At 61.8% G+C, this 14,483-nt stretch carries 9 protein-coding genes and 1 pseudogene; 8 read left to right on the top strand and 2 right to left on the bottom strand.

Annotated elements, in window-relative coordinates:
- From BM019_RS29110 to BM019_RS29100, 3 genes and pseudogenes are all read left to right on the top strand, one after another.
- Positions 1-389, top strand: a pseudogene (locus BM019_RS29110) (DUF4123 domain-containing protein); the annotation flags it as partial.
- Positions 386-1,162 (top strand): hypothetical protein, encoded by a 777-nt coding sequence (locus BM019_RS29105; RefSeq protein WP_092422360.1) that lies wholly within the window; start codon positions 386-388, stop codon positions 1,160-1,162. The pseudogene BM019_RS29110 and the gene BM019_RS29105, both read left to right, overlap by 4 nt.
- Before the next feature lie 12 nt (positions 1,163-1,174).
- Positions 1,175-3,361 (top strand): lipase family protein, encoded by a 2,187-nt coding sequence (locus BM019_RS29100; RefSeq protein WP_092422357.1) that lies wholly within the window; start codon positions 1,175-1,177, stop codon positions 3,359-3,361.
- Between the two features lie 174 nt (positions 3,362-3,535).
- Here the strand turns inward: BM019_RS29100 and BM019_RS29095 are convergent, their stop codons facing one another.
- Positions 3,536-5,158, bottom strand: coding sequence for a pyoverdine maturation tyrosinase PvdP (locus tag BM019_RS29095; protein WP_092422354.1), 1,623 nt, complete (start codon positions 5,156-5,158; stop codon positions 3,536-3,538).
- 207 nt (positions 5,159-5,365) lie between these two features.
- Between BM019_RS29095 and pvdM the strand changes: the two genes are divergently transcribed.
- The 3 genes from pvdM to BM019_RS29080 are packed head-to-tail and all read left to right on the top strand — an operon-like array spanning position 5,366 to position 9,064.
- Positions 5,366-6,790 (top strand): pyoverdine-tailoring dipeptidase-like protein PvdM, encoded by a 1,425-nt coding sequence (gene pvdM, locus BM019_RS29090; RefSeq protein ID WP_092422351.1) that lies wholly within the window; start codon positions 5,366-5,368, stop codon positions 6,788-6,790.
- Positions 6,791-6,826: 36 nt separating this feature from the next.
- Positions 6,827-8,125: a pyoverdine-tailoring periplasmic protein PvdN gene (locus tag BM019_RS29085; RefSeq protein WP_092422366.1), complete on the top strand. Its 1,299-nt coding sequence runs from the start codon at positions 6,827-6,829 to the stop codon at positions 8,123-8,125.
- 45 nt (positions 8,126-8,170) lie between these two features.
- A complete protein-coding gene (locus BM019_RS29080) occupies positions 8,171-9,064 on the top strand; it encodes a dihydropyoverdine dehydrogenase (RefSeq protein ID WP_092422348.1) in 894 nt (297 codons plus the stop codon).
- Between the two features lie 52 nt (positions 9,065-9,116).
- Here the strand turns inward: BM019_RS29080 and BM019_RS29075 are convergent, their stop codons facing one another.
- The gene (locus tag BM019_RS29075) at positions 9,117-9,980 is read right to left on the bottom strand and encodes a formyltransferase family protein (protein ID WP_092422345.1); all 864 of its coding nucleotides are present in this window, start codon (positions 9,978-9,980) and stop codon (positions 9,117-9,119) included.
- A gap of 186 nt (positions 9,981-10,166) precedes the next feature.
- On the opposite strand from BM019_RS29075, the gene BM019_RS29070 reads away from it, so the two are divergent.
- Both BM019_RS29070 and BM019_RS29065 read left to right on the top strand, forming a co-directional pair.
- Entirely contained in the window at positions 10,167-11,819 is a 1,653-nt protein-coding gene (locus tag BM019_RS29070) for a cyclic peptide export ABC transporter (protein WP_092422341.1), read from the top strand.
- A gap of 95 nt (positions 11,820-11,914) precedes the next feature.
- Entirely contained in the window at positions 11,915-14,389 is a 2,475-nt protein-coding gene (locus BM019_RS29065; protein WP_092422338.1) for a TonB-dependent siderophore receptor, read from the top strand.
- Positions 14,390-14,483: the final 94 nt, after the last annotated feature.

Genomic DNA, 14,483 nt, shown 5'->3' with positions numbered 1-14,483 from the left:
ACTGGAAAACGCTCAGCAATCCCTCACCGGGTGACCATCCAGTCCCTGAAAGCCCCGCGTGGTGGAACGTGCCCGCTGAGGGCGACCAATCGGCCTACCTACGCAAGGTCAATGCCCGTCGCTATCTGTTGGCGGAACATCTCGACGCCTATGCCCAAATGGCCGAGCAACAAGATCCCGGCCTATGGCTGAACGCTCAGTTGGCCTTGGCTGATGCTTGGGGCTGGCAATCATCGGAGCAACTGGAGTTCTTGTTGGCCCAGAGTTTAAAGGAAACAGACGGTACACTTGCCGAGCGCTGGCAGGCGCCCCCTGAGGAAACTCCGGCAGCTCATTTCCAGCGGGTTTATAAGGCAACGCAATTTTGGCAAGGAGACGCCTCGCAATGACACGAACATTTAAAAGCCTGTTTTGGGGTTCCTGCGTGGCCCTGGCAGCAGGGTGCGCTATTGGTAAATCGGAAAGCTTTATCTTTACCACCGATATGCCTTCTAACTTTACTTACGAAGCCGTGGCTCAATATGCTCCCGTCAAGGGAGAAACCTGTACGGTTAAAAAGCCGGATGTTGGTTACAATCAAAGATGGCGTTTAGAATTCAGGGAAAAATACAAGCCTGACTCTGAAATCCCCATTTATCGCACTGTCGAAGGTTGCCGGCTGGTTATCTATCGCGTCGAGTTAGATATTTATGCAGCTTATGGAGAAGATCGTGGAGACTTCGGCAGCGATACGGCAGTAATTGTTGTTCGCGAGCAACTTGAAGAACACCAAAAAAGAACTTTTGATACTGCTGGAGAAAGCGCCATAAATGGCCAGTGTCAATGGTTTTTCCGTACCCAAGGACCAAAGCGCCGTCTTTCGAAGAGCCTCATCTGTAAGAAAGTTGACGCTCAGGGCATGGTGACGAAAGGGCGTCCCGTTGGGGCTTACACCTTGGATCAACTACCGGGTAAAACCGTAAAACTGAATATCAAGCTGGCTGATGAGGAAAGACCAGCTATAGGCGATACGTGGGTCAAGGTCCCAGGTGGCTGGAAGCGTTGCATGGGCAAAAGCTTTGAAGACCAATATGCATTCTGCTTCGGCAACTATAAAGACTTCAGTACATTCCGCATGCCCGATGGCAAGCAATGCTCCATTTACCCTGGCTGCACAGAATAAGGAAATCACTCAATGGTCACTTTGGATGAAGAGCTGAAGCACCCGCTAAACAACCGTATGTTTACCTGCCCTGTTCAAGGTAAATGGACCAGTTTTCAATTGGTGGACGAGTTTGGCGAGGGACAGCCATACGCTGGACTTTCCTATAAAGTCATCGATACGGAAGGCTACACATACACCGGAAAACTCGACGGCACGGGCAAAGGAAAAGTAGATAATCACTTTGCTGGCCCAATAGCCTTGATTCTCGAAGAGAAGTATCAAGGGAATAATGGGTTTTATGCCTACCTACAACAAAGATTACATTACCCACTCCCCATAACCGAGCTTCAAGTTCGTGCCGAGCAAACCCGTTACTATCATAAAGACGGCTCGCGGACCCAAAGCAACCCGGCGCAAGCCTGTGCGGATTTCTTTTGCCAAGTCGAAGTTCGTCATTTCGTCGAACATATTGCGCACTTACCACCTGAGGTCGAGTGTCACTACCCACTCCGTCCGGGATGGGCCAAGCTGATGCGGGAGCATGGCGAGCGTGGTGTCTGTCTGCTGCCCAACAAGCACAACGTGTTGGAGGTTCGCCCTTTAAGGGCCTTGCGCCCGATGCTCTCCACCGATTCGCAGTTCTGTGCGCTGAATCTGTATCAACTCGCCATCATGGCCACCTTGAGCTACAACCCGTTTGGCCAGGAACCGGATAAGGCACCGATCACGAAAAAGACCGTAGGTTTCCCACAGAAACCCAGTATGGGTAACTGGTTTGGCGACGCCCTGGCCAAGTTCGATGAAATCTGGAAGGTGGACCCAGGACAAGCCAAGGCGTACTACCCGCTATACGAAGACGTGCCGTACTCCAAACGTCTGGAGATCGCGCCGTTCGATCCTGACCTGTATCCATCGAATAGCCCGGATTTAGGAGAGGAACAAGAACACCCGGCCAAAATTCATTTTCTTGATGATCGTAACCAAACTGATGACACCGACACCCAAGCGTTTATCACCCATAACGATGAGCTGGTCCTGATTTCAGTACGCGGCACCAACGAAAAAATAGCGGATGGCCTTCGAGACGCCGATGCACTCCAAGTCCCCTTTGTGGAAGGCGTGGGTAAGGTGCATCGAGGGTTCTATGAGGCGGCACTGAAGGTCTATGACCTCGCGACCAGCTATTTCGACAAGTTCCACACCGGACAAAAACTGATCATTTGCGGCCATAGCCTGGGCGGGGCAATCACCTTGCTGCTTTCGGAAATGCTGCGTCGCAGGAAGGATTTCGACTATGACATCGTGCTGTACACCTACGGCTCCCCAAGAGCTGCTGACGCGACCTTCGTAAAAGGCGCTGCCGATTTAGTGCATTACCGCATGGTCAACCATAACGACCCAGTGCCCAGCGTGCCGGGGACCTGGATGAACACCAAGGCATCTGTCTATGGCACAGGGGCAGCCTTGACCTTCGTCAACGTTCCCTTGGGCCTCTCGGTGTTCGTAGCAGGTATTACTAACCTGAGCGGAGAGCCCTATGAGCATCACGGGACGTTGTACCACTTCTTTCCAGTAGACCTGGGTGGCCAGGAGAAATCCGCCATCCTTTGGGAGCCGGGTTGCGACACCATTACCCAGCATGCGGCCTGCACCCTGGCCATTCAACAGAACAAGGGATTGCCTGAAAGACCGGGCTTGATTTCGCAGATTCTTGACGGGGGTAATCATTCAATGGTCGGCGGCTATATCCCTGGTTGCTGGGCAACATTGCGACGCTGGCAGGAGGCCCTGGAGCTCAAGCGTTCGCGAGTGACCGATGGAGAGGTCGAACGGGTCAAGGGCGACCTGACAAAAATCACTGACCAACTGCGCCTCAAGCGCCGCATGCTCAACGCTAACCCTGGTCCCTATGCCCGAGCCCATGAACTAGTCATCGAGGCGCTCAATCGCGAGGTCGATAAAGTGCAAATGACCCTCGAACGTTTGGAGACCCTGCGCCGAGTGACGATTGACCAGAAGTTTGTTTATGGGTCGGTTTCAACACAGCCTGACCTGTTGACCGAGAGCCTGCCTCGCTGGAATGCCCACCCGGAAAACAGAGTCGTCGAACAATTGGCCATGGCCCCCACTGCAAACGCTGATGATGGTCTGTTGGCTTCAATCTACGGACACAGCATTGGCGCGCCACATACGCTTGATATTGATTCAATCGTCTAATGACGGAGCAGTAGCAGGCAACGCGCGACGAAATGGTGTGCCTACACAATCTCCCACTCGAGTCTCTACGGTTTGAAGAGCCCTTCAAGAACCTTCGCTACGGTTTCAACGGACACTCCACAGCCGTAGATGTCAAAAGTAATCACTCCCCAAGCGTGCTCCTTTTCCACCGGTTCAGAGTTTCAGGTGCTGGGCGTACCAGGGACGCCGCGGTGCCCGCTTGAGCAGCTGTGGCACCTCCTCGTCACGGCTCAGGGCGATACGCAGGGCCAGCTTCATGACCTCCTGGTCCATCTCCAGCGACATCTCGCCAGGCGCGTTGCCCAGCGGGCCGCAGCCATGGGTCGAGGCCCCCAGCCAGGGGTCGTCGATCTCGACCCAGCGCCCGGGCGCGAACCACGGCACACCGTTGACCTCGCGGCGCAGCACTTCGCCGGGATGGAAGCGCTCATGGGCGCGGAACCAATCGTCGATACGGTCGTCGATCCAGCCATGAAACTTCCAGAACATCGGATGCACATGGGACGAGAACGGGTCGCCGAGAAAGTCGTTCTGCGCCAGGTACCAGCGTCCGGCGAAGTCCGAGGAAACCCGGGCCTCCATGACCGGCATGCCGTTGGCAGGGTCCCGGGCGACATCGGCCCAGCGCATGTGCAACCAGTCATGCAGGCCCAGCTCGACCTCCGAACCGAACTGCCCCAGGGTCAGGCGGCTGAGGTATTCGGGGTCCTGGTACTGCGACTCCCAGACCTGGAAATTGCCATAGAAGGCCGCATCGCTCTTCAAGCCATGCAGCCAGCGGGTGAACTCTTCATCGTCGTCGGCGATCCAGGCTGGCGGCACCGAGCAGCCGTCGTGGTTTTCGTAGTAGCGGATAAAGCCCTGGCGGTCCTGCTCCAGGCGCGGCGACGGCAAGGGCAGCTGCTGCCAGGACACCAGGTCCGGTTGCAACGAACGGGCCTGCAACAGCATGTGCCGGTGCATGAAGAGGAAGTCGATTCCCGAGGCATTGCGATGCTTGCGTCGTCCACGGGCATCGCGCTCGTGCTTGAGCGGTCCCGGCTGCCAGCCAAGCCCCCGCAGGCTGTTTTGCTTGTCCTTGGGCAAGGAATGCCAGCGATCCCGGGAGGCATGCCAGAGCTGGTGGAACAGGCGATGCTGCGGCGACACCAGCCAGGCCAGCAACTCGGGGCTCAGGCCGTTCTGCTCCCGGGCCGCGGGAAAGGCCCGCTTGCGCGCCACGAAACGCACCGCGGAGACCGGCGCCAAGGGCGAAGCCTGCAACGACTGCAGGCTGCCACTGAGGGTGCCGCTGCCGGCATTGCCCCAGCTCGCCCAGACCTCGTCGAGCACCACCTGGCACTCATGGCTGGGCGCGCCGCCGATCTGGCCTGCGGCGAACAGCCGCCAGCACAATTTCGCGGCGTCCACCGCCGCCAGCTCGCCCTGCACCCGAAACTCCACCGGACCGTCACCGCGCAGGCTTTGCGGACGCCCCAGAAAGCCACGCAGGCCGCGCCCGGTCGGACCGACATCGAGCACCAGCTCACAGCCGCGACGCGGTAGCGGTGCCTGGGCGTCCAGAAACTCGATGTCCCAGATGCCCCGCAGGTGATCGGCGAGACGCACGCCCGGATCGAGGGCGACTTCCAGCTTGGCTTCCCCCGGGGTGATTTCCAGCTCTTCCTGACGGCGCACGTCCTGGCGCTGCAACTCCTTGCGGGTGTAGAGCGCCACAGGAATAGCCGCCCCCGTCACCGCCAGACCGGTCAAAAATCCTCGTCTCGAAAACCTCATCGCTCTACCTATATCCAGTGGCGCGTCACGCATCTAGCTAGAACGTTGGATTTGCACGGAAATTTACCGGCGAGCCACTCCCGGGCCGCTAAATTTGCCGCCGGCCAGCTCGTTTATCGCGGATAGATGTACACAAAAGGTCGGACCTGGAAGCACTGCGCCTGCAGCCCCGACCCCGTCATCAGCCCGCCTGCGACTGGGATAGCAATGATCAAATTACCTGGTAAGAAAACCCTCTACCTGAGCCTGCTGGTACTTATTGTCGCCGTACTCGGTGTCGGTACCGGGGCCGCCTGGCACTACTACTGGAAAGGCCGGGTGTCTTACCCCAGCGACATCGTCAAGCGTGCCAACGACCTGCAGGAGCGCATCATCTCCTTCGACAGCCATGTCACCGTGCCCCTGGATTTCGGCACCGAAGGCACCGAGGCGGACAAGGACACCCATCGCCAGTTCGACCTGGTCAAGGCCGGTCGCGGCAGGATGTCCGGCGTGGCCCTGAGCATTCTCGCCTGGCCGGAAATGTGGAACGGCCCCAACGCCCCGCACCGCCCCACCGCCGGCTTCGTCGAAGAAGCCCGGCACCAGCGCGAGACCCGCTACCGGATCATCCAGGGCCTGGTGCGCGACTTCCCCAACCAGGTAGCCATCGCCTATACCCCCGCCGACCTGCGCCGCATCGCCTCCGAAGGCAAGCTGGCGGTGGTGGTCAGCCTGCTCAATGCCTATGCCATGGGCGACGACCTCGACCAGCTGGACAAGTGGGCCGCCCGCGGCATGCGCCTGTTCGGCTTCAGCTATGTGGGCAACAACGACTGGGCCGACTCCTCGCGCCCGCTGCCGTTCTTCAACGACACCCGGGACGCCCTCGGCGGCCTCTCGCCGATCGGCAGGCAGGCCGTGCACCGGCTCAATGACCTGGGGGTGGTGATCGACGTCTCGCAGATGTCCAGCAAGGCCCTGGACGATGTCGCGGCCCTGACCCGCGCGCCGCTGGTGGCCTCGCACTCCGCGCCCCGGGCCCTGGTGGACATCCCGCGCAACCTCAGCGACAAGGAACTGCAGGTCATCAAGGCCACCGGCGGGGTGGTCCAGGTCGTGGGCTTCTCCACCTACCTGCGCCCCCTCAGCCAGCCGACCCTGGACAAGCTCAACGCCCTGCGCAAGCGCTTCGACCTGGCCCCGCTGCCAGGCCTGGAAAACGCCCTGATGCCGGGCGACTCGGTCATCACCATCTGGCCGGAACAGCGCTTCGGCGAGTACGCCAGCGCCCTGTACGGCATCCTTGAAGAAGAGCCCAAGGCCAGCCTCAAGGACTATGTCGACGCCATCGACTACACGGTGAAAAAGATCGGCATCGATCACGTCGGCATCAGCTCGGACTTCAACGAGGGCGGCGGCGTCAACGGCTGGATGAGCGTGGCGGACAACCGCAACGTCACCGCCGAGCTGATCCAGCGCGGCTACACCGACATCGAGATCGCCAAGCTCTGGGGCGAGAACTACCTGCGCGTCTGGGAACAGGTGCGCAAACTCGCCAAGCCGGCGCAACCCACCGCGCAACCTGCCGCACACGCCATCGATCGTGCCGTCGAACATGCCTTAACCGAACACGCCGCCGTCGCCGACTGAACCATGACCGACCGAACCCTGAACGAGAACCCTCCCGTGACCAATCGCCGGACCTTCCTCAAGCACGCGGGCCTGCTGGCCGCCGCCCTGCCCCTGGGCAGCTTCGCCATCGGCCAGGCCCGGGCCGCCGCCACGCCCGCCACCAGCCCCCAGCAATGGGCCCAATTGCGCCAGCTGTTCGACCTCGACCCGGACTATGTGCACCTGGCCAACTTCCTCATCACCTCGCACCCCAGGCCCGTGCGCGAGGCCATCGAACAGTACCGCGCGGTGCTGGATCGCAACCCGGCCATGGCCATGGACTACGACACCCAGTACACCTGGAAGCACGAGGCCCAGGTGCGCGAGAGCGTCGGCCGCTACCTGCAGATCAAGCCCGCCCAGGTGGCCCTGACCGGCAGCACCACCGAAGGCCTGGCCATGATGTATGGCGGCATCCACGTGCGCCCCGGGCAGGAAATACTGACCACGGTGCATGAACACTACTCGACCCGCAACGCACTCAAGTACCGCTCCCAGCGCGACGGCACCCAGGTGCGCACCATCGAGCTGTTCAAGTCGCCCCACCAGGTCTCCATCGACGAAGTGCTGGGCAATATCGACCGCAGCATCAGCCCCAACACCCGCGTCCTGGGGATGACCTGGGTGCAATCGGGCAGCAGCGTGAAGCTGCCGATCGGCGAGATCGGCAAGCTGGTGGACCAGCACAACCGCAATCGCGACGAGGGCGAGCGGATTCTCTACTGCGTCGACGGCGTCCACGGCCTGGGGGTGGAGGACGTCACGTTTGCCGACCTCAATTGCGACTTCTTCGTCGCCGGCACCCACAAATGGATGTTCGGCCCGCGGGGCACCGGGATCTTCTGCTCGCGTTCGGCAAAGCTCGAGCACCTGACGCCGATGGTGGCGACCTTCTCCGAGAACCAGGACTTCGCCACCACCATGACCCCTGGCGGCTACCACAGCTTCGAACACCGCTGGGCCGTGGACCAGGCGTTCGAACTGCACATGCAACTGGGCAAGGCCAACGTCCAGGCGCGCATCCACCAACTCAACAGCTACCTCAAGCAGCGCCTGCAGGAACTGCCAGGCATCGAGCTGGTGACGCCCCTGAGCCCGCAGCTGTCCGCCGGCTTCACCTTCTTCCGTGGCCCGCACCTGGACACCGACGCCACCGCCGCCTGGCTGATCGAGAACCGCGTCCTGGTGGATGCAGTGGACCGCGACGCGGGACCCGTAGTGCGCATGGCGCCTGGCCTGCTCAACAGCGAGGCGGATATCGACCGCGCCATGGACCTGCTGGGCAAGCGACTGCGTGGCGGCAAGACCGCCTGAGCCCTCGTCCACCTCTTTTCTCTACATCGCACAAGGTTATTGATGATGAAACCTATCGCCTGCTCCTCACTCGCCGCGCTGCTCGGCTGCCTGGTCAGCCTCACTGCCCAGGCCGCCGAACCCGCCAAGCCCGGCAGCGTGTTCAAGGACTGCAAGAACTGCCCGGAAATGGTGGTGCTGCCCCCCGGCAGCTTCGTCATGGGCTCCCCTGAAGGCGAGGTCGGCAGGGAACCCGACGAAGGCCCGCTGCACAAGGTGACCTTCAGCAAGCCCTTCGCCATCAGCCGTTTCCACGTGACCGCCGGCGAGCTGGATGCCTACATCCGCGAGACCGGCACGGTGATCAAGGACGGCGACGACCGGCCCGGCCGCCTGTGCCAGGCCAGCAAGCCGCGTTATCAACAAGGCCCGCGCCAGCCCGCGGTCTGCGTCGACTATGCCGAGGTCCAGGCCTATGCCCAGTGGCTGTCGAAGAAGACCGGCCAGCACTACCGGATGATCAGCGAGGCCGAACGCGAGTACGCCGCACGCGCCGGCAGCACCGGCTCCTTCCCCTTCCCGTTCGATGAAGAAGGCCAGTACCAGATCAGCAAGCACGCCAACACCTACGGCCCCAAGGACGGCTACAGCTACAGCTCCCCGGTGGGCAGCTATCCGCCCAACGCCTTCGGCATGTATGACATGCACGGCAATGTCTATGAGTGGGTCGCCGACTGCTGGCACCCCGACTATGTCGGCGCGCCCACCGATGGCAGTGCCTGGATGGAAGACTCGGGCGGCGTGTGTCTCGACGCGCAGATTCGCGGCAACGACTGGGGCGAGGCCCCGGTGTTCTCCCGCTCGGGCAACCGCAACAGCCGCAAGCGCGAGGTTCGCGGCGACTTCCTGGGCTTTCGCGTAGCCCGTGAGCTGGAACAACCTGGCACCGGCCACAAATAAGAGGCCGATCGACAGCGGTCAAGCGCGATGCCGCGCTTGACCGCCGCGAGCCTCAGGCGCCGGCGCGGGATTCGCCAACCGGCTGCTCGCGCAGCGTCTCGGCCAGCAGCGCCAGACCTTCCTGCAAGGCCGGGAACAGGCTGTTGTTGAAGTTGTTCCAGCGCAGTTCGAGGATGGTGTCCTCGGGCGCGATCTCGGTGTTGAGCACGTCGTGGAACACCTCGCCGGAATCGATGCCGTTGTCCACGTAGTGGAACGAGGCACCGGTCATGTACAGCGGCTCGACCGGCTCGGTTTCCCGGGTGGTCCAGTCCACCACCTTCTGCCCCCGGGCACCGTACAGCGCATTCCAGGTGGCATAGGCACCGCGGCGCTCGTAAGGCGACTCGAGGCGGGTGATGCCCGGATGGATGTTCATGATCCGCCGCGCGAAAGGCGCGCCGGGACGCACCAGCTCGTCGAGGATTACCAGCAGGCCGTCGAGCACCACGATGTCGGCTTTCAGTTCCACCAGGGTGTCGTGCAGGCGACGCTCGAAATCCTGCTTGCCGGCGATGTGCTCGGCCGAACCGCGCGGATGGCGGCGATAGGTGGACGGCACGCTGAGCAGCAGCTCATTGACCAGGCGCCCCTGCACGCGCAGGTCCGCCGGGTACAGCCATTGCCGGCCGGGCTGATAGGCGAAGCCGTAGTCGCTCACCAGTTGCCGGTCCCGTGGCGACTGCTCGTCGTCGTCATACACCACCCCGACCAGGTTATAAGCGTCGCCCAGGGGCGTCTGGTTCAGCGTCTCCACCAGGAACTCCAGCACCGACTTCATGTAGCGCTCGTGATCCTTGTAGGCCACCGGCTGCCCGGCCTTGTCGGCCGCCGCGTTCCTCAGGGACCAGACATACACCAGATTCTTTTTCGTCATTTGCTCGCTCTCGCTGAATGGGCCAGGCACGACGTCGTTACGCGTGCACCTGCAAAACAAGAACGAATCAGGCGCCGGGCAATTTATCCACGCCCGCGGCCGTGCTAAATACTCCCGCCAACGGTTCGTCTGTCATGAGTACGGGTCTTTGTGCCTCGACCCTTCATTCACTGCCGGGAACCCCTTATGACCGACCCCAAGCGCGGAGCCTTTCACGGACTGCTCGCCCTGCTCAGACCCTTTCGTACCACTGTGGTGATTTCCGTTGCCCTGGGCATGGTAGGCGGCCTGGCCATCACCCTGCTGCTGGCCACTATCAACAACGCCCTGCACTCGGCGACCGGCATGACCCAGGGCGTGGTGCTGACCTTCGCCGCCCTGTGCCTGCTGGCCCTGACCAGCTCGATCGTCTCGGATATCGGCACCAACTACGTGGGCCAGCGGATCATCGCCGCCCTGCGCAAGGACCTGGGGGAAAAAGTGCTCTCGGCGCCCATCACCCAGATCGAGCGCTACCGCTCCCACCGCCTGATCCCGGTGCTGACCCACGACGTCGACACCATCAGCGATTTCTCCTTCGCCTTCACCCCGCTGGCCATCGCCGCCACCGTCACCCTCGGCTGCCTGGGCTACCTGGCGTACCTGTCGGTGCCGATGTTCCTGATGATGGTGGTCGCCATCATCATCGGCATCAGCGTGCAGTACGTGGCCGGCGGCAAGGGGATCCGCGGCTTCGACCTGGCCCGCGACCAGGAAGACGAACTGCAGCGCTACTACAACGCCATTGCCTCCGGCGCCAAGGAACTGCGCATGCACCGCCCGCGCCGCTACCGGATGAATACCCACCGCATCCAGGAGACCGCGGATCGCATCGCCTCGATCCAGGTGCGTTCGGTGAACATCTATATCCTGGCCAAGACCTTCGGCTCGATGCTGTTCTTCGTGGTCATCGGCCTGGCCCTGGCCATGCAGGCCTACAACCCGAACCCGGACCCGACCGTGATCACCGGCTTCGTGCTGGTGCTGCTGTACATGAAGGGCCCGCTGGAAAACCTGGTGTCCTACCTGCCGGTGGTGGGCAAGGCGAAGATCGCCTTCGGCCGCATCAGCGAGCTGTCCGAGCGTTTCTCTTCCCCCGAACCCCACCTGCTGCTGGACGCTACCGAGGCGCCGAAACCCGTGGTGCACAGCCTCGAACTGCGTGGCGTGAGCTACAGCCCGCCCGCGGTGGAAGGCAGCGAGCCGTTCCACCTGGGGCCGATCAACCTGGACATCAAGCAGGGCGACATCGTATTCATCGTCGGCGAGAACGGCTGCGGCAAGACCACCCTGATCAAGCTGCTGCTGGGGCTCTACCAACCCCAGGCCGGGGAAATACGCCTGAACGGCGAGGCCGTGACCGACCTGGCCCGGGACGACTACCGCCAGCTGTTCACCACCGTGTTCGCCGACTACTACCTGTTCGACGACCTGGTCCAGGGCGGCGGCCAGCAGTCGCTGGACAGCGCCAGCCAGTACCTGGACCGCCTGGAGATCGCGCACAAGGTCAGCGTCAAGGATGGCGCCTTCACCACCACCGACCTCTCCACCGGCCAGCGCAAGCGCCTGGCCCTGGTCAACGCCTGGCTCGAAGGGCGCCCGGTGCTGGTGTTCGACGAATGGGCGGCGGACCAGGACCCGGCCTTCCGGCGGATTTTCTACACCGAGCTGCTGCCGGACCTCAAGCGCCTGGGCAAGACCATCATCGTCATCAGCCACGACGATCGTTACTTCGATATCGCCGACCAGCTGGTGCGCATGAAGGCCGGCAAAGTCATGACTGATCTGCAACCGGCGTGATTGTTTCCGGTTTATGGCCACTGGTGCGTCATACAGACAGAACTGAGAATTACTAGCATTAACAATCATTACATCTGCCGGACTTCTAAGAGCACATGAGCATGCCCGCACAACATCGACTGACTCCTCTGGCCAAAGCCCTCCTTTGCCAGGCGTTCTCGCCGAGAATGGCTTCGCGCACCCTGGGCCTGGCCCTGACCCTGCCCTTGATGGCGCAGGTCCAGGCCCAGGAAGTCCATTTCAACATCGCTTCGCAATCCATGGCGTCGGCCCTGCAGGAGTTCGGGCGCCAGGCCAACCTGCAAGTGCTGTACAGCCCTGACGATGTGCAAGGCAAGCGCAGCAACGCGCTGACCGGCAGCTATTCGGCGGAGCGGGCCATCGCGGTGCTGCTCAATGGCACGGGGGTCGCCTATTCCCTCAAGGGCAACTCGGTGACCATTCTCAACCGTGCTTCCACAGGCTCGCTGGAACTGGGGGCCAGCACCATCACCGCCCAGGGCCTGGGCATGACCACCGAGGACACCGGCTCCTACACCACCGGGGCCATGCAGACCGCCAGCAAGCTGGCCCTGACGGCCCGGGAAACACCGCAATCGGTCACGGTCATCACCCGCCAGCGCATGGATGACCAGAACATGAAAACCCTGGAAGACGTGCTCAAGAGCACCCCGGGGATTTCCGTGACCAAGGACGGTCCGCAGCGGCCGACCTTCTACTCCCGCGGCTTTACCATCGAAAACCTGATGACCGATGGCTTGCCCAATGACCTGAGCCACTACCTCAGCCGGGATATGAACTCCACCCCCGACATGGCGATCTTCGACCGGGTGGAAGTGGTGCGTGGCGCCACCGGCATGATGCAGGGGGCCGGCAGCCCTTCGGCGGCGGTCAACATGGTGCGCAAGCGCCCGACCGCCACCCCGCGGGTCACCGTCACCGGCAGCGCCGGCAGCTGGGACAACTACCGCACCGAATTCGACGCCTCCAATGCCTTGAACGACAGTGGCACCCTGCGTGGCCGGATAGTCACCGCCTACCAGACCAAGGACAGCTTCCAGGATTTCACCAGCTCCGAGCGCTCGGTGTTCTATGGCATCACCGAGGCCGACCTGAACGAAGACACCACCTTCACCTTCGGCATCTCCAACCAGAACGCCAATAACAATACTGCCTGGGGCGGCCTGCCCGTGGCCAAGGACGGCAGCGACCTGCACCTCAAGCGCTCCACTTACCTGGGCAGCGACTGGGAATACTGGGACCAGGACAACACCACGGCGTTCACCCGCCTGGAGTACCGCTTCGCCAACAACTGGAAAATGCTCCTGGCCGCCAGCAGGAGCTGGTCCGACCTGAGCATGCTCGGCTCCATCCCGGAGCGCATGGGCCCCGACTACGATGAGTTCGGCCAGAACATCGGCCGGTACGACTACAAGGACAAGCAAAGCAGCTACGACGGTTATGTCACCGGGCCGTTCTCGCTGTTCGGCCGTACCCATGAACTGGTGGTGGGCGCCAGCAAGCGCGAACTGACGTTCAACGGCAAGGGCTTGCCCATCGACCTGGAGACCCATACCGACCTGAACAACCCCAGCGGCATTCCCAAGCCGGACATGAGCGCCAACCCCTGGACGCAGCACCGCACCAGCGAGCTGGAAGGCACCTATGTCACCACGCGCCTGAACCTCACCGACGACCTCAAGCTGATCCTCGGCGGCCGCCTGGACTGGTACAAATACGACGTCACCACCACCTGGAACGGCAGGCCTTCCGCCTCCAGCCTGCCCAACAAGGTAACGCGGCACCTGACCCGCTACGCCGGGGCGATCTATGACCTGGACGAACATCACTCGGTCTATGTCAGCTACACCGACATCTTCAAGCCGCAGACCGAACTCGACACCTCCAACAACGCCCTCAAGCCCATCGAAGGCAAGAACTACGAACTGGGTATCAAGGGCGAGTACTTCGACGGCAGCCTGAATGCCAGCGCGGCGATCTTCCGCATCGACCAGGAAAACCGCGCCAAGGAAGTGAGCCCCAACCAGTGCACCCCGGCAGGCACCACCTGCTATGAAGCCGCCGGCGAAGTCCGCAGCCAAGGTATCGAGCTGGAAATCAACGGATCCCTGGCCCCGGGCTGGGAACTGGGGGCCGGCTACACCTACGCCTCAGTCAAATACACCAAGGACTCCAACCCGGACAACAAGGGTCGCCTGTACGACACCGATATCCCGCGCCATGTGTTCAAGGCCTTCACCACCTACCAGCTGCCCGGCGATCTCAATCGCTGGACCATCGGTGGCGGCGTGTATCGGCAGAACACCATCTACAACCAGGGCACCAACTTCTATGACACGACGAGCAAATTCCGCATCGAACAAGAGGCCTACACCCTGGTCGACCTGATGACCAGCTACAAAGCCTCGGAGCATGTCGATATCCGCCTGAACCTCAATAACGTTTTCGACAAGAAGTACTATCAGAGCATCGGCACCAACACGGTCTATGGCATCAACCAGTATGGCGATCCGCGCAATGCCATGGTGACGGTACGCTGGTCGCTTTGAGCCCCGCTTGAACCCCGCTGCCCGCCCTGCCCGGCCCAGCGGCTGACCCAGGGCTCCCCCCAGGATGACCGCGCTCATCCTGGGCTTCCCTCCC

Origin of the sequence: Pseudomonas sp. NFPP07 (genome assembly GCF_900115645.1) — a bacterium.
Classification (GTDB): domain Bacteria; phylum Pseudomonadota; class Gammaproteobacteria; order Pseudomonadales; family Pseudomonadaceae; genus Aquipseudomonas; species Aquipseudomonas chlororaphis.
The sequence above is the reverse complement of the archived record's forward strand: the minus strand, read 5'-3'. Positions and strand labels throughout refer to the sequence as shown.